The organism is Streptomyces sp. TG1A-8, assembly GCF_030499535.1.
Classification (GTDB): domain Bacteria; phylum Actinomycetota; class Actinomycetes; order Streptomycetales; family Streptomycetaceae; genus Streptomyces.
This window is the reverse complement of sequence record NZ_JASTLB010000001.1, coordinates 4,328,837-4,344,296: the sequence shown is the minus strand read 5'-3', so window position 1 is coordinate 4,344,296 and position 15,460 is coordinate 4,328,837. Positions and strand designations below refer to the sequence as shown.

General features: G+C 73.9%; 13 protein-coding genes. 9 read left to right on the top strand and 4 right to left on the bottom strand.

The annotated features are described in order from the left end of the window. Positions 1-75 precede the first annotated feature (75 nt). Complete coding sequence (locus tag QQY24_RS19080) at positions 76-339, bottom strand: WhiB family transcriptional regulator (protein ID WP_164338682.1); 264 nt, start codon at positions 337-339, stop codon at positions 76-78. 638 nt (positions 340-977) lie between these two features. On the opposite strand from QQY24_RS19080, the gene QQY24_RS19075 reads away from it, so the two are divergent. The 4 genes from QQY24_RS19075 (at position 978) to QQY24_RS19060 (ending at position 4,944) form a co-directional block, all read left to right on the top strand. Then, positions 978-1,472, top strand: coding sequence for a cysteine dioxygenase family protein (locus QQY24_RS19075; RefSeq protein WP_301973900.1), 495 nt, complete (start codon positions 978-980; stop codon positions 1,470-1,472). A gap of 33 nt (positions 1,473-1,505) precedes the next feature. Further along, on the top strand, positions 1,506-2,465 hold the full coding sequence (gene cofD / locus QQY24_RS19070) for a 2-phospho-L-lactate transferase (protein WP_301973899.1): 960 nt from the start codon (positions 1,506-1,508) through the stop codon (positions 2,463-2,465). Further along, entirely contained in the window at positions 2,462-3,793 is a 1,332-nt protein-coding gene (locus QQY24_RS19065) for a coenzyme F420-0:L-glutamate ligase (RefSeq protein WP_301973898.1), read from the top strand. The genes cofD and QQY24_RS19065 overlap by 4 nt, the downstream gene beginning before the upstream one ends. 131 nt (positions 3,794-3,924) lie before the next feature. Next, the gene (locus tag QQY24_RS19060; RefSeq protein WP_301973897.1) at positions 3,925-4,944 is read left to right on the top strand and encodes a DNA-3-methyladenine glycosylase; all 1,020 of its coding nucleotides are present in this window, start codon (positions 3,925-3,927) and stop codon (positions 4,942-4,944) included. Between the two features lie 197 nt (positions 4,945-5,141). Here the strand turns inward: QQY24_RS19060 and QQY24_RS19055 are convergent, their stop codons facing one another. Continuing rightward, positions 5,142-6,224, bottom strand: a complete 1,083-nt coding sequence (locus tag QQY24_RS19055; RefSeq protein WP_301973896.1) for an NDP-sugar synthase — start codon at positions 6,222-6,224, stop codon at positions 5,142-5,144. A gap of 243 nt (positions 6,225-6,467) precedes the next feature. Here QQY24_RS19055 and QQY24_RS19050 point away from each other — a divergent pair, with 243 nt between their 5' ends. The 3 genes from QQY24_RS19050 (at position 6,468) to QQY24_RS19040 (ending at position 10,574) form a co-directional block, all read left to right on the top strand. After that, complete coding sequence (locus QQY24_RS19050) at positions 6,468-7,223, top strand: TIGR03089 family protein (RefSeq protein WP_301973895.1); 756 nt, start codon at positions 6,468-6,470, stop codon at positions 7,221-7,223. 204 nt (positions 7,224-7,427) lie between these two features. After that, on the top strand, positions 7,428-8,594 hold the full coding sequence (locus QQY24_RS19045) for an LCP family protein (protein ID WP_301973894.1): 1,167 nt from the start codon (positions 7,428-7,430) through the stop codon (positions 8,592-8,594). 231 nt (positions 8,595-8,825) lie between these two features. Continuing rightward, on the top strand, positions 8,826-10,574 hold the full coding sequence (locus QQY24_RS19040) for an LCP family protein (protein ID WP_301973893.1): 1,749 nt from the start codon (positions 8,826-8,828) through the stop codon (positions 10,572-10,574). Positions 10,575-10,659: 85 nt separating this feature from the next. On the opposite strand, the gene QQY24_RS19035 is transcribed toward QQY24_RS19040, so the two are convergent. Then, positions 10,660-11,703 (bottom strand): glycosyltransferase family 2 protein, encoded by a 1,044-nt coding sequence (locus QQY24_RS19035; RefSeq protein ID WP_301973892.1) that lies wholly within the window; start codon positions 11,701-11,703, stop codon positions 10,660-10,662. A gap of 248 nt (positions 11,704-11,951) precedes the next feature. Between QQY24_RS19035 and QQY24_RS19030 the strand changes: the two genes are divergently transcribed. Then, complete coding sequence (locus QQY24_RS19030; RefSeq protein WP_301976287.1) at positions 11,952-13,328, top strand: LCP family protein; 1,377 nt, start codon at positions 11,952-11,954, stop codon at positions 13,326-13,328. A gap of 40 nt (positions 13,329-13,368) precedes the next feature. Here the strand turns inward: QQY24_RS19030 and QQY24_RS19025 are convergent, their stop codons facing one another. Continuing rightward, positions 13,369-13,917 carry an acyl-CoA thioesterase gene (locus QQY24_RS19025; RefSeq protein ID WP_301973891.1) on the bottom strand — a complete coding sequence of 183 codons (549 nt, stop codon included), beginning with the start codon at positions 13,915-13,917 and terminating at the stop codon, positions 13,369-13,371. Positions 13,918-14,036: 119 nt separating this feature from the next. Here QQY24_RS19025 and QQY24_RS19020 point away from each other — a divergent pair, with 119 nt between their 5' ends. Then, complete coding sequence (locus QQY24_RS19020; protein ID WP_301973890.1) at positions 14,037-15,353, top strand: LCP family protein; 1,317 nt, start codon at positions 14,037-14,039, stop codon at positions 15,351-15,353. Positions 15,354-15,460: the final 107 nt, after the last annotated feature.

The following is a 15,460-nucleotide window of genomic DNA, read 5'->3' as shown; positions in this document are numbered from 1 at the left end:
CATGACCACGGCCCGCCGCCTGTGGACAACCCACGGGCGACGGGCCGTTCGCGAGATGAGCGCGTGACCGTGCGGTCACACGGCGGCCTTCTTCAGCCTGCGGCGCTCCCGCTCGGACAGACCGCCCCAGATGCCGAAGCGCTCGTCGTTGGCAAGGGCGTACTCGAGGCACTCGGAGCGGACCTCGCAGGCGAGGCAGACCTTCTTGGCCTCTCTCGTGGAGCCGCCCTTCTCCGGGAAGAAGGACTCGGGGTCGGTCTGGGCGCACAGCGCGCGCTCCTGCCAGCCGAGTTCCTCGTCCGCGTCGTCGACCAGCAGTTCCTGCACCAGCTCGGTCATGTGCGCCCCTCGTCTGTCTTCGCGTCCCCGTGCCAGGCCGTTACCGATTTCGGCTGAACGACACGAGTGAAATTACAAGTGTGCTGCTCCGGGCGAGTCAAGCCGAGATCTGCTATTGGGCCCGTTATTCACTCTCCGGAACCAAGGCCCTGCAGAAAGTGTTCAAATCGCCATAAACTCAGACACGGTGACGGGACCGAGGGGGGCGTCCTCCTCCGCACAGACCTCCGCACACCCTTCTGCACGAAGGAGGACGTCCCGGCGTTCGATCGCGTTCCGCGAGGCTTGAAGCGCTCGGATGTGCGCCATGTGTCCCGAGATCCCGGGGAACAAACCTTTGACCTGACGAATCAACCGGATGAGGTGAAACAGATCCCACATGGCGGTCGCCGAGTTGACAGTGCGGGTGCGAACCGGTGTCCTGGTGGGCATGCTCGCGTACCCGGCTCCCGCCTCGACCCGCCCCGCCGGGTCCCACGGTGCTGCCCGGTCCCGCTGTAGCTGTTGTCGCCGTTGCAGCTGTTGAGCCCACGCGCTCCGGCTGCCGCCGAGCCCTCCGTCGCGGCTCGGTCGTCCCCTCCCTCGCAGATCCCTCCCGTCCAGGGCACCACTCTTCCGCCGAGGAACACCGCACCCCCATGAACAGCGACAACGACCTCCAGATCGCCGGCGACATCCTCGAAGTCCCCCACCTGCTGCAGCCGCCGCGCGAGCACCCGGCCACGGTGGCCGAGTTCGCGGGCCTGGCCCGCGCCATCGCCGCCGACCCCGCCCAGTGGCGGCACCTGGTGCGCTACGACGCCACCGCCCGCTGGTACCACCGGCTGCGCACCGGCCCCGGCTACGAGGTGTGGCTGCTGTCCTGGGTCCCCGGACAGGGCAGCGGGCCGCACGACCACGGCCCCTCCTCCGGCATCCTCAGCGTCCTGGCGGGCACGCTGACCGAGCGCACCGCCCACGGCACGCGCGCGCTGGCCGCCGGGGCGCAGCGGGTGTTCGCGCCGGGTTACGTGCACGAGGTGGCCAACGACGCGCTGGAGCCGGCGGTGAGCCTGCACGTCTACCACCCCGGGCTGACCGAGATGCCGATGCACACCTCGCCGCACTGCGAGGCGCGTCCGGTGTCCGCCTGACACCCGGGCGCTCCCGCCTGCGAGACTTGGCCCATGCGCATTGTGGTTCTGGCAGGCGGCATCGGCGGTGCCCGTTTCCTGCGCGGTCTGAAGCGGGCCGTGCCGGACGCGGACGTCACGGTCATCGGCAACACCGGCGACGACATCCACCTCTTCGGTCTGAAGGTCTGCCCGGACCTCGACACGGTGATGTACACGCTGGGCGGCGGCATCAACGAGGAGCAGGGCTGGGGGCGGGCCGACGAGACCTTCCACCTCAAGCAGGAGCTGGCGGCCTACGGCGTCGGCCCGGAGTGGTTCGGGCTCGGCGACCGGGACTTCGCCACGCACATCGTGCGGACGCAGATGCTGGGCGCGGGCTACCCGCTGAGCGCGGTCACCGAGGCGCTGTGCGACCGTTGGCAGCCGGGCGTGCGGCTGATCCCGATGACCGACGACCGCGTGGAGACCCACGTGGCGGTCGAGGTGGACGGCGAGCGCAAGGCGGTGCACTTCCAGGAGTACTGGGTGCGGCTGCGCGCCTCCGTGCCGGCCCAGGCGGTCGTGCCGGTCGGCGCCGAGCAGGCCAAGCCCGCGCCCGGCGTCCTGGAGGCGATCGCCGGCGCGGACGTCATCCTCTTCCCGCCGTCCAACCCCGTCGTCTCCATCGGCACGATCCTGGCCGTGCCCGGCGTCCGGGAGGCCATCGCGAACGCGGGCGTGCCCGTGGTGGGCCTGTCCCCCATCGTCGGGGACGCGCCCGTGCGCGGCATGGCGGACAAGGTGCTCGCCGCGGTCGGCGTGGAGTCCACGGCCGCCGCGGTGGCCGAGCACTACGGCTCGGGGCTGCTGGACGGCTGGCTGGTCGACACCGTGGACGCGGACGCGGTCGGGCGGGTCGAGGCGGACGGGATCCGCTGCCGGGCCGTGCCGCTGATGATGACCGACGTGGACGCGGCCGCGCGGATGGCGCGGGAGGCACTGGCGCTGGCGGAGGAGGTGCGGACGGCGTGAGCGGCGGGACTTCGCCGGCGGCGCCGGACGAGCGGCCCGGGTACCGGGTGTGGGCGCCGGCCGGGCTCCCCGAGGTGCAGCCGGGGGACGACCTGGCCAAGCTGATCGCCGCGGCCGAACCCGCGCTGGCCGACGGGGACGTGCTGCTGGTCACCTCCAAGATCGTGTCCAAGGCGGAGGGCCGGATCGTTCGGGCGGCCGACCGGGAGGCGGCGATCGACGCCGAGACCGTGCGGGTGGTGGCCCGGCGCGGCGCGCTGCGCATCGTCGAGAACCGGCAGGGCCTGGTGATGGCCGCCGCCGGGGTCGACGCCTCCAACACCCCCGCCGGGACGGTGCTGCTGCTGCCCGAGGACCCGGACGCCTCCGCACGTGCGATCCGCGGCGGACTGCGTGACGTCCTCGGCGTCGACGTGGGTGTCGTGGTCACCGACACCTCCGGGCGACCCTGGCGCGCGGGGCTCACGGACGTGGCGATCGGCGCCGCGGGCGTGCGCGTCCTGGACGACCTGCGCGGGGGCACGGACGCGTACGGCAATCCGCTCAGCGCCACCGTCGTCGCCACGGCGGACGAACTGGCCGCCGCGGGCGACCTGGTCAAGGGCAAGGCGGCCGGGCGGCCGGTCGCCGTGGTGCGCGGGCTGCCGCACGTGGTGGACCGGGAGCACGGCGAGGGGGCGCGGGCGCTGGTGCGCAGCGCGCGGGACGACATGTTCCGGCTCGGCACCTCCGAGGCGGTCCGGGAGGCGGTGGCCCTGCGGCGCACCGTACGGGCGTTCACCGACGAGCCGGTCGACCCCGGCGCGGTCCGCCGCGCGGTGGCCGCCGCCGTGACCGCACCCGCCCCGCACCACACCACGCCGTGGCGGTTCGTGCTGCTGGAGTCGCGGGAGTCGCGGACGCGGCTGCTCGACGCGATGCGGGACGCCTGGATCGCCGACCTGCGCCGGGACGGCAAGGGCGAGGAGTCCATCGCCAAGCGGGTCCGCCGCGGGGACGTGCTGCGCAACGCCCCCTACCTGGTCGTGCCGTGCCTCGTCATGGACGGCTCGCACACCTACGGGGACGCGCGGCGGGACGGCGCCGAGCGGGAGATGTTCGTGGTCGCCATGGGCGCGGGCGTGCAGAACCTCCTGGTCGCGCTGGCCGGGGAGCGGCTGGGGTCGGCGTGGGTGTCGTCGACGATGTTCTGCCGTGACGTGGTGCGCGAGGTGCTGGGCCTGCCCGGGGAGTGGGACCCGATGGGGGCGGTGGCGGTCGGGCACCCGGCCCGGGACCCGTCTCCGCGTGCCGAGCGGGACGCCGGGGCGTTCGTCGAAGTCCGCTGAGCCCGGCGGCCGGTGGGCACCGGCCGCCAGTGTGCACCGGTGTGCGCCGGGCGCCGGAGCGGGGTGCCGGGGACGACCGGGGCGCCCACCGCCTACTCTCTTGGGACGGCCCCGCACCCCAGGACTCGTCGATGGCAGGACGCTTCGCTCCGCGGCCCCCACGCACGACCGCGCGCGGGGGCCGAACCGGCGTGCCCGCGGTGCCCGGTGGGATGCCGCAGCAGGCCACGGGGCCGGGGCGGGTGCGGCGCTGGGTGCCGGACGGGCCGCTGGACCTCGGGCTGGTGCTCGGCCCGCTGCGGCGCGGGCCCGGCGATCCGACCTTCCGCGCGGCGCCGGACGGCTCCGTGTGGCGCGCCTTCCGGACTCCGGCCGGGCCCGGCACGCTGCGGGTGCGGGCCCACGGCGGTGAGGTGTGCGGCGAGGCGTGGGGGCCGGGGGCCGAGTGGCTGCTGGACCAGTTGCCGCAGCTCCTCGGTGCCGCCGACGATCCGGAGGCGTTCGTGCCCCGGCACCGGGTGGTGGCACTGGCGCGGCACCGGCGGCCGGGGCTCAGGCTGACGCGGACCGGGCTGGTGCTGGAGTCGCTGATCCCGTCGGTGCTGGAGCAGAAGGTCACGACCGACGAGGCGTACCGGGCGTGGCGGCTGCTGGTGCGGCGGTTCGGGGAGCCGGCGCCGGGGCCCGCGGGAGCGGGCGAGCGGCCGATGTGGGTGATGCCCGCGCCGCGGACCTGGGCGCTGATTCCCTCCTGGGAGTGGCACCGGGCCGGAGTGGACGACAAGCGGGCGTCGACCGTTCTGCGGGCGGTACGGGTCGCCGCGCGGCTGGAGCAGGCGGTGGGGATGCCCCCGGCACAGGCCCGGGCGCGGCTGGAGCTCGTGCCGGGGGTGGGGCCGTGGACGTCGGCGGAGGTGGTGCAGCGCAGCCACGGCGCGGCGGACGCGGTGACCGTCGGGGACCTGCACCTGCCGGGGATCGTCGGCTGGGCGCTGGCCGGGAACCGGCACGCGGACGACTCGGTGATGCTGGAGCTGCTCGAACCCTACGCCGGGCAGCGGCACAGGGCGGTCCGCCTGATCCTGCTGAGCGGGAGGACGCCCGCGCGCAGGGCACCGAAGATGCCCCGGGTGGACATCGGGTTGCTGTAGGCGCCGGGGCGCCCGGTGCCACGGCGGGGCGCGCGTGCGGGCACCGTCGGCCGCACCTGCCCGGGGGCGCGCCGCACCTGCCCGGGACGCGGGGAACGGCGCGGACCCCCACCGCGCGCCCTGCGGACGGCACCGGGCCGGGCACCCCGGAGCGTCGCGGCGGACGGCGCGGACGGCGCCCCGTCTCCCGTGGACGACTACTGGTCCGAGGAGAACCGCACCGCCCCCGCCGGGATGCGCGCGTCGCACCACACCCGCACGCCGTCCCGGAGCTCGTTGTCGGCGCCGACGACCGCGCCGTCGCCGACGACCGTGCCGGTGAGGACCGAGCGTTCGCCCACGCGGGCACGGGTGCCGATGAGGGAGTCGGTGATGACGGCGTCGGGTTCGATCACCGCGCCGGGCAGGATGGCGGACCCGAAGACCCGGGCGCCCTCGGCGACGAACGCGCCCTCGCCGACCACCGTGCCGCCCATCAGCTTGGCGTCCGGGGCGACCGTGGCCGTCGGCAGCACCAGGCGGTCCCCGCAGCGTCCGGGGACGGCGGGGGACGGGGCGCGGCCCAGGACGAGGTCCGCCGAGCCGCGGACGAAGGCGGCGGGCGTGCCGAGGTCCAGCCAGTAGGTGGAGTCGACCATGCCCTGCAGGTGGGCCCCGGCGGACAGCAGGCCGGGGAAGGTCTCGCGTTCGACCGAGACCGGGCGGTCCCGGGGGATCGTGTCGATGACCGAGCGGCGGAAGACGTACGCCCCCGCGTTGATCTGGTCGGTGACGATCTCCTCCGGCGTCTGCGGTTTCTCGAGGAAGGCGAGGACGCGGCCCGTCGCGTCCGTGGGCACCAGGCCGTACGCCCTCGGGTCGGTGACCTGCGTCAGGTGCAGGGACACGTCGGCGCCGGCCGACTCGTGGGTGGCGACCAGGGCCCCGATGTCCAGGCCGGTCAGGATGTCGCCGTTGAAGACCAGCACCGGGTCGTCGGGGCCGGAGTGCAGGCGGGAGGCCACGTTGCGGATCGCGCCGCCGGTGCCGAGGGGTTCCTCCTCGGTGACGTACTCGATGTGCAGGCCGAGCGCGGAGCCGTCGCCGAAGTGGGGTTCGAAGACCTCGGCGAGGTAGCTCGTCGCGAGGACGACGTGGTCCACGCCGGCCGCTCCCGCCCTCGCCAGCTGGTGGGTGAGGAACGGCACGCCGGCCGCCGGGACCATGGGCTTGGGCGTGTGGACCGTGAGCGGTCGCAGCCGGGTGCCTTTGCCGCCGACCAGGAGGATCGCTTCTGTCACCTGTCGTCTCCGCTTCCTGCCGGGACCGGCCGGACTACTCGTTCCGGCCGGTCAGTGTATGCAGTGCGGGCGGCGGCGCCCCGGTGGCCGCGCGGTGTCGCGCGGGATCGGCACGCGGTTCTTCCGGCCGCGAAGCCGGGCGCGGCCGCCCGCGGGGGGCCGCGGGGGCCGGCGGACCGCCGGCGAACGCCCCGCCGGACCGCCGCTCGGTGCGCGCGGCCCTCCCGGCGTACTCTTGCGCGGGTGAACGCCACCGATCGCACCCCTGCCGACCTGCTGCGTTCCGCGCTCGTCGCGGATCCCGGCCGTCCCCTGGTGACCTTCTACGACGACGCCACGGGCGAACGCGTCGAACTGTCCGTGGCCACCTTCGCCAACTGGGTGGCCAAGACCGCCAACCTCCTGCAGGGCGACCTGTCCGCCGGCCCGGGTGACCGGGTCGCGCTGCTGCTGCCCGCGCACTGGCAGACGGCGGTGTGGCTGATCGCGTGCGCGTCGGTCGGGGCGGTGGCGGACGTGGCCGGGGACCCGGCGGCGGCGGACGTCGTCGTCAGCGGGCCCGATTCCCTGGAGGCCGCGCGGGCCTGCCGCGGGGAGCGGGTCGCTCTCGCGCTGCGCCCGCTGGGCGGGCGTTTCCCGCGGCCCCCGGAGGGCTTCGCCGACTACGCCGTGGAGGTGCCGGGACAGGGCGACCGGTTCGTGCCGTTCGCGCCCGTGGATCCCGAGGAGCCGGCGCTGGTCGTCGCGGGCGCCGAGTACAGCGGGGACGAGGTGGTCCGGCGGGCCGTGGCCGACTCGGCGCCGCTGGGGCTGACCGGGCCCGGGGCGCGGTTGCTGTCGGGGCTGCCGTACGACACGTGGGACGGGCTGAGCGCGGGGCTGTACGCGCCGCTGGCCGCCGGGGGCTCCGTGGTGCTGTGCCGGAACGCGGACCGGCTGGACGAGGAGGGGTTCGCCAAGCGGGTGGAGAGCGAGAGGGTGACCGCGGTGCACCGCTGAGCGGCAGGGCGGCGCGGGCGGGCACGGGCCGCCCTCGCCGTTCCCCGCCCGCGCCGTTCCCCGCCCGCGCCGTTCCCCGCCCGCGCCGTGCTCCGGCCGCCCTCACCCGGGTGGAGCAGCAAAGGGCGGCTCCCGGGCGTCCGCCCGGCCATGGTCGTAGGAGCAGGACGCGACGCCCGTACGCCATGAGGGGACGGCCCCACCGTGACCGACACCGCAGGCGGCCCCCCCGGTCCCGGTCCCGGCTCCTCCGCCACCGGGGACGGGCTCGCGCGGCGGCGCAGGCGGCGGCTGCGGTGCCCGGCGGTGGCGGCGGTCGTGTTCGTCGCCGCGGCGGGCGGGGTCGGGTGGGCCGCGTACGCCGGGCTCAGCGGCAACATCACCGCCGACCGGGCGGCCGCCGCCGAACTGGCCCGCTACGAGCGGGAGCGGCCCACCGCGCTGGTGCGGGGGGCGCAGAACATCCTGCTGATCGGGTCCGACACGCGGGCCGGGGACGGCAACGGCGCGTACGGGCGGGACCTGGGCGGCGAGCGGTCCGACACGACGATCCTGCTGCACCTGGCCGCCGACCGGCGCGCCGCCACCGCCGTCTCGCTGCCCCGGGACCTCATGGTGGACGTCCCGAGCTGCCGCCGGGCGGACGGCAGCCGCAGCGAGCCGGTGTTCACGATGTTCAACCACGCCTTCCAGGTGGGCGGTTCGGCCTGCACCGTCCGTACCGTCGAGAAGCTGACGGACATCCGCGTCGACCACCACGTGGTCGTCGACTTCAGCGGGTTCAAGGAACTGGTCGACGCGGTCGGCGGGGTGCAGGTGTGCCTGGAGGAGCCCGTCGACGACGAGGCGGCCAAGCTGGAACTGCCCGCGGGCAGGGTGACGCTCGACGGGGAGCAGGCGCTCGGGTACGTGCGGGCCCGCAAGTCGCTCGGCGACGGCAGCGACACCGAGCGGATGGAGCGTCAGCAGCGCTTCCTCGGCGCGCTCGTCGACAAGGTGCGCGCCGACGGCGTCCTGCTGAATCCGGTGAAGCTGTACCCGGTGCTGGACGCGGCCACCTCCGCGCTCACCACGGACCCGGAACTGGCGAGCCTGCGCGGCCTGTACCAACTGGCGCGGGGGCTGCGCGAGGTCCCCGCCGACCGCGCGCAGTTCCTGACGGTGCCGCGGGAGTCGTACGTCTACGACGCCGACCGGGACCAGCTCGTGGAGCCGGACGCCGAAAGGCTGTTCGCGCGGCTGCGGGCGGACCGGCCGGTGGCGGTGGCGGCGGATCCGCCGCGGAACGCCCAGCGGAACGGTTCCTCGCGCGACCCATCCCCCACGCCCACCTTCCGCGGGAACACCGCCGCCGCACACGGCTGTGAGTAATGCGCAAACCAAGGTGACGCACTTCTGTTCAGAGTATGGGAGGAATTGCCCGCTTCTCGGAACGTGGAATTTGTCACCGGCGTCGCTCGGCGCTGAACTGGCCGGATAGTGTGAGCGATCCGGTGCACCCGGCCGCGAGGTCCGTCCTGGGGTCGTGCACTGATTCACCGAGACCCGAGCGCCTTTGAGGGGGAAGGCGCCGCGTGGCCCCGACGGAGGATTCGGACAACCGTGGACGCGCAAGGCCGTGGGCGGGCGGACAACATCGACCCCGCAGACCAGTGGGTACTCAACCCGAGCACCGGCGAATACGAACTGCGACTGACCCCTTCCACACCGCAGCCGACGGTGCCGTCCCCGCGCGCGGGGGGGCCCCGCGGCGGCCGCGCCGCGGGAGCCGGCCGGCGCGCGGGGACGGCTGCGGCGCCGAAGGCGGCGGAGCCGGCGAAGCCGGAGCCGGAGATCCCGCCGCAGCGCAGGCGCCGGGGCGAGGCCGAGCCCCCGGCGGGGCGGCGCGGCCGGCGGCCGGCGAAGAAGCGGACCAGGGCGAAGAAGGTCGTGGCCTGGACCGGCGGCGGCATGGCCTTCGTGCTCGTCGCCGTCGGCACGGCCGGCTACCTCTACCTCAAGCACCTGGAGGGCAACGTCACCACGACGAACGTCGGTGACGCGGCCAAGAGCGGCTTCAGCAAGGACGGCGCCTTCAACATCCTCATCATCGGCACGGACAAGCGCACCGGCGCGGGCAACGAGGGCTACGGGGACAAGGGCAGCGTCGGGCACGCCGACACCAACATCCTGCTCCACGTCGCCAAGGACCGGACCAACGCCACCGCGCTGAGCATCCCGCGCAACCTGATCGTGGACGTGCCGGACTGCGAGACCACCCAGCCCGACGGCTCGAAGAAGGTCATCCCGGGCTCGACGGACGTCCGGTTCAACACCAGCCTGGGCCAGGACGGCCGCGACCCGGGCTGCACCATGCGCACCGTGCAGGCGGTCACCGGCATCAAGCCCGACCACTTCATGATGGTCGACTTCAACGCGGTGAAGACGCTGACCACGGCCGTGGGCGGCGTGGACGTCTGCCTGTCGCACGCGGTCGACGACAAGGAGTCGCACCTCAAGCTGCCCGCCGGCAAGTCCAAGGTCGAGGGCGAGCAGGCGCTGGCGTTCGTGCGCACCCGGCACAGCTGGGGCAACCAGGGCGACCTGGACCGCATCAAGGTGCAGCAGCAGTTCATGGCCTCCCTCATGCGCAAGATGTCCTCCGGCGACACCCTGACCAGTCCGAGCAAGCTCTACAAGCTGGCGGAGGCCGCCACGAAGGCGCTGACCGTCGACCAGGGCCTCGGATCGGTCGGCACGCTCAAGGACGTGGCGCTGCAGCTGAAGAAGGTGCCCCCGAAGAACATCAGCTTCGTCACCGTGCCGGTGGTGGACAACCCGGCCGAGACCGTCCACGCGACCGTGGTCGTCAACCAGTCCACGGCGCCCTCCGTCTTCGACGCGATCAGGAACGACGTCTCCTTCACCGGCGTGAAGAAGAAGCAGAAGGCGGCCAAGGACGCGGCGGCGGCCCGGCTGAAGGGCACCAGGTCCGCGCCCTCCGAGGTGCGGGTGCGGGTCCTCAACGGCGGCGCCGAGGCCGGCAGCGCGCAGGAGACCCTGCAGTGGCTGCAGACCGACGAGGGCGTGCTCAAGTCCGAGAACGCGGGCAACGCCCCGGCGCGGGCGAGCCGGACCACGCTGGAGTACGCGCCCGACCAGGCGGCCCAGGCGCGCGAGCTGGCCTCCCTCATGGGGCTGTCCGGAAGCGCGCTGAAGCCGGGCAGGAGCGTGACCAACTCCCAGGGCCTGCCCGCGATGACGCTGACCCTGGGCAAGGACTTCAAGGGCGCGGGCGTCTCCCTCACCGGGACGGCGCCGGCGCCGAAGGTGAACAAGTCCACGGCGGACAAGGTGCAGTGCGCCGGCTGAGGCGGCGCCGGACGTGACGAGGGGGCCCGCCGTCCACCGCGGCGGGCCCCCTGCGCGTGCGTGCGGTGTCCCCGCGGCGGTGCGGTCAGCCGGTGGCGGGGACCGCCGGCCGGCGCGAGGCGATGACCTTCTTGGCCAGGGACTTCGGGCTGGTCAGAAAGCCCCAGCCCCAGGACATGTGCATGGTCGCCAGGGCCACCGGGATCTGCAGGCGCGCCTTCAGCGGCAGGCCCCTGCCCGCGGGCACCGAGCCCACGACGATCGCCGCCAGGTACCCCCCGGGGACGACGAAGCCCCACGGGGTCAGCGCCGCGCCCACCACCAGGCCCGCCGCCATCGCGCACACCGCCGTCGGCGGGGCGAGGTAGCGCAGGTTGATGGAGCCCTCGTGGTAGCGGGCGACCACGTGGCGCCAGCGGCCGTAGTCCTTGTACTGCTTGGCCAGCGCCCGCACGCTCGGCCGGGGCCGGTACGACACCTTCAGTTCGGGCGAGAACCAGATCAGGCCGCCCGCCTCACGGATGCGGAAGTTCAGCTCCCAGTCCTGGGCGCGGATGAACTCCTCGTTGTAGCCGCCCTGCCGCTCCAGGGCCTCGCGGCGGAAGACGCCGAGGTAGACGGTCTCGGCGGGACCGGCCTCGCCACCGGTGTGGAAGGCCGCGTTGCCGACGCCGATCTTCGAGGTCATGGCGGCGGCGACCGCGTGCTCCCAGTCGTTCTCGCCCTCGGCGTGCATGATGCCGCCGACGTTCTGCGCGCCGGTCTCCTCCAGGAGCCGCACCGCGGTGGCGATGTAGTCCGGCGAGAGCATGCCGTGGCCGTCGACGCGGACCACGATCGGGTGCCGGGAGGCCTTGATGGCCGCGTTCAGCGCCGCGGGCGTGCGGCCGGTCGGGTTCGGGACGGTGTGCACGCGCTTGGTGTCGTGGGACGCGGTCTCCCGGACCAGCTCGGCGGCGATCTCGTCCGTGCGGTCCGTGGACGGACCGAGGGCGATCACGACCTCCATGTCGCCGGCGTACTCCTGCGCGAGGATCGCTTGGACGGCTCCGCGCAGATGCCGTTCCTCGTTGAGGACGGGCATGATCACGGACACGGCGGGGAACCGCACGTCGGGCTTGGCGTTCATAGGACGCTCACGTTACCGCGAACGGGGGACACCGGTGCGCGCCGCCGGGGCCAAGAGCCGGGCTGAGGATCGTACCGGCCTACCGTGCTCACGGATCCCACGTACGGCCGTCGTCCGGAGGTGTCCCCTTGTCCAGCCCGCCACGGTCCCCCACCCGGCCCCAGCGCCGCCCGCAGCCGCCCCACCGTGTGCCCAGAGCGCCCGAACGGGTGGCGAAGCCCCCGCGGCCCAGGCGGCCGCGCTGGGCCGTGCGGGCGGTGACCACGCTGTCGGTGGTGGTGCTCGCCTCCGCCGGCATCGGCCACGCGGTCGTCACCAGCCTGGACGCCGGCATCGCCCGGGTCGACGCCTTCAAGGACATGAAGAACCGGCCCCGCGCCGGGCACGGCACGAACGTCCTGCTGGTCGGCACCGACGGGCGCGACGGGATCGGCGCCGCCGAGCGGCGCGCCTACCGGTTGGGCGGCGAGCCCTGCCACTGCACCGACACGATCATGATCGTGCACATCTCGGAGGACCGGGAGCGGGCGAGCGTGGTCGGCCTGCCCCGCGACTCCTACGCCGAGGTGCCCGCGCACGTCGACGGGAAGTCCGGGCAGCGCCACGGCCCGCACCCGGTCAGGCTGAACGCGGCCTACGCCGAGGGCGGCCCCCAGTTGACCGTGCGCACGGTCGAGGACATGACCCACGTGAAGATCAACCACTACCTGGAGGTCGACTTCACCAGCTTCATGCGGACCGTGGACGTCCTCGGCGGGGTGCGGATCTGCACGCCGGCGCCGCTGAAGGACCCCTACACCGGGCTCGACCTCGCGGCCGGCACCCACACGCTCGGCGGCGGGCAGGCACTGCAGTACGTGCGCGCCCGGCACCTGGACGGGGCGAGCGACCTGGGCCGGATGAGGCGGCAGCAGCGGTTCCTGGCCTCGCTCATCGAGCGGGCCACCTCCTCCGGGGTGCTGCTGAACCCGATGCGGTTCCGGGACGTGACCCGGGCCGTGCTCGGCTCGGTACGGGCGGACGAGGGCTTCGGCACCGACGAACTGCTCGACCTCGGCCGGGCGATGCGGAACTTCTCCCCCTCCTCCTCCGAGTTCGCCACCGTGCCCGTCGGACAGCTGGACTTCCGGGTCAAGGGGATCGGCTCGACCCTGAAGTGGGACCCGGCGGCGTCCGGCAGGCTCTTCCGGTCACTGCGCGACGACAAGCCGCTCAGCACCGGCCGCCCGCCGCGCGGGCCCCGGCCGGCGCCGGTGGAGGTCGCCCCGCAGCGGATCCGCGTCCAGGTGGAGAACGGCACCGGCACCGCGGGGCTGGCCAAGCGGGTCGACGCGGCGCTCGCGGCGGCCGGCTTCGCCACCACCCGCCGGCCCGTGAGCGCCGCCGCCCACGACGTGCGGCGCACGGTGATCTCCTACGACCCGCGCTGGGACCGCTCGGCCAGGTCCCTGGCGGCGGCCCTGCCGGGCAGCGCGCTGCGCCCGGTGGCGGGCCAGGGGCCGCTGCTGAAGGTGACCGCCGGGAGCGACTTCCGGGCCGTGCGCGCGGTCCGGGCGGACGACCCGGCCCAGCCGGGGCAGGGCGTGGTGCGCGGCAGCGAGGTGGTGTGCTCGAACACGGCCTGAGCGCGCCCCGGCCGGTCCCGGGCCCCGGGAGCCCGGGGGCTCAGTCCTCGAAGCCTTCCGCCGCCCGCTTCTCGCGCAGTTCGCGGATGGCGCGGCGGCGGGCCAGGCGGTGGGTGCGGCGGATCTGGGCCTCCTGGTAGCGGCGGCGGTCGCGGTCGGTCTCCGGGACGACCGGGGGCACCCGGCGCGGCCTGCCGTCGGCGTCCACGGCCGCGAAGACGAGGTAGGCCGAGCCGACCCGGGTGGCCGGGGCCGACTCGTTCCAGCGTTCGGCCAGGACCCGGACGCCTATCTCCATCGAGGTCCGGCCGGTCCAGTTGACCTGGGCCTTCACGTGGACCAGGTCACCGACGCGGACCGGCTCCAGGAAGACCATCTCGTCCATCGACGCGGTGACGGCGGGGCCTCCGGAGTGCCGGCCCGCGACCGCGCCCGCCGCGTCGTCGACCAGTTTCATGATCACCCCGCCGTGCACCGTCCCCAGCAGGTTGGTGTCGTTGTGGGTCATGATGTGGCTGAGGGTGGTGCGGGAGGCGGAGGTGGGCTTGCCCGGGATGTCCGGATCCACGGCCGGGACCTGGTCTGTCATGCCCTCCACCTTATGCCGAAGCGACATTCACGGAATTTTGTGTCAGCTTCGCTACAGCGACGCTCTGATTTTCCGACATCACTTGTGGGGCACACCGCCCGGCCCTGCACACTGGGCGCATGAATGACTGGCCCGAGGGATGGTCCGACGACAACCGCGGCCCGCGCTACGGACGCGGCAGCGGCGGCGAGCAGCCGGAGAGCGCTCGCGTGATGCGTCAGGTGCGGCGCGGCGGCCGGGCGGTACCGCCCGGGCAGCGCTCGTACGGCACCCCCGGGCCGTCCGCGCCGCCGCACGGCGCCGGGGTCCCGCAGCAGTCGTCGTACGTCGACGGCCGGGGACACGGGGCGGACGACGGCTACGACAGCGGCTACAACACCGGCCAGGTCTACGGCACCCCCGGCGGCCACGGGCCGGGCGGCCCGGGCGGCGGGTCCGGCCGCGGGGCCCGGCCCGCGCCCGACTGGCGGCGGCGCATCAAGCTCACCGCGATCGCGGTGGCGGGCGTGCTGGTCGTCACCTCGGTGGCGACGTACTTCTGGGCCGACTCCAAGCTGCACCGGGACGTCGACCTGTCGAAGGTCATCGACCGTCCCGAGGGCGGCGACGGCACCAACTACCTGATCGTCGGCTCCGACAGCCGCAAGGGCATGTCCACCGAGGAGAAGAAGAAGCTGCACACCGGCTCCGCCGACGGCCAGCGCACCGACTCGATGATGATCCTGCACGTCGGCGGCAACGGCGACACGCTGGTCTCGCTGCCGCGCGACTCGGACGTGGAGATACCGACGTACAAGGGATCGGGGTCCGGGAAGGTCTACCAGGGCACCGGCCGGCACACGAAGCTGAACGCGGCCTACGCCGAGGACGGCCCGACGCTGCTGGTCCGCACGGTCGAGTACAACACCGGCCTGCGCATCAACCACTACGTGGAGATCGGCTTCGCCGGCTTCGCGAGCATCGTGGACGCGGTCGGCGGGGTCGAGATCACCATCGACAAGGGCTTCAAGGACAAGTACTCCGGCGCGGACTTCAAGGCCGGCAAGCAGAAGCTGAACGGCGAGGAGGCCCTCGCCTTCGTCCGCACCCGGCACGCGTTCGCGGCCAGCGACCTGCAGCGCACGAAGAACCAGCAGAAGTTCCTGTCGGCGCTGGCCCACCAGGTGGCCACCCCGTCGACGGTGCTGAACCCGTTCGCGTTCTACCCGGCCATGGGCGCGGGCCTGGACTCGCTGACCGTCGACAAGGACATGAGCCTGTGGGACCTGGCGTCGATGTTCTGGGCGATGAAGGGCGTCAGCGGCGGTGAGGGCACGTCGATGAACATGCCGGTCTCCGGCTCCGTCGGCGGCAACCTCCTGTGGGACAAGGCGAAGGTGAAGACCCTGGTCGACGAGTTGAACAACGACGAGAAGGTCACCGTTTCCGGCACCTAGCCCAAAGGTTGTACGGAAGTGGACTATCTCACCGCCGTCGTCCGGCCCGGGGCCCGGCCGATAAGGTGAGCGGTCCAGGGCACCCGGCCGTCGGGTCGCGCACTGTT

Bases quoted from the DNA above. Each gene is read 5' to 3' on its own strand.
- QQY24_RS19080 (WP_164338682.1), bottom strand. From the start codon at position 339: ATGACCGAGCTGGTGCAGGAACTGCTGGTCGACGACGCGGACGAGGAA.
- cofD (WP_301973899.1), top strand. From the start codon at position 1,506: ATGCGCATTGTGGTTCTGGCAGGCGGCATCGGCGGTGCCCGTTTCCTG.
- QQY24_RS19025 (WP_301973891.1), bottom strand. From the start codon at position 13,917: ATGACAGACCAGGTCCCGGCCGTGGATCCGGACATCCCGGGCAAGCCC.
- QQY24_RS19020 (WP_301973890.1), top strand. From the start codon at position 14,037: ATGAATGACTGGCCCGAGGGATGGTCCGACGACAACCGCGGCCCGCGC.
- QQY24_RS19035 (WP_301973892.1), bottom strand. From the start codon at position 11,703: ATGAACGCCAAGCCCGACGTGCGGTTCCCCGCCGTGTCCGTGATCATG.
- QQY24_RS19075 (WP_301973900.1), top strand. From the start codon at position 978: ATGAACAGCGACAACGACCTCCAGATCGCCGGCGACATCCTCGAAGTC.
- QQY24_RS19060 (WP_301973897.1), top strand. From the start codon at position 3,925: ATGGCAGGACGCTTCGCTCCGCGGCCCCCACGCACGACCGCGCGCGGG.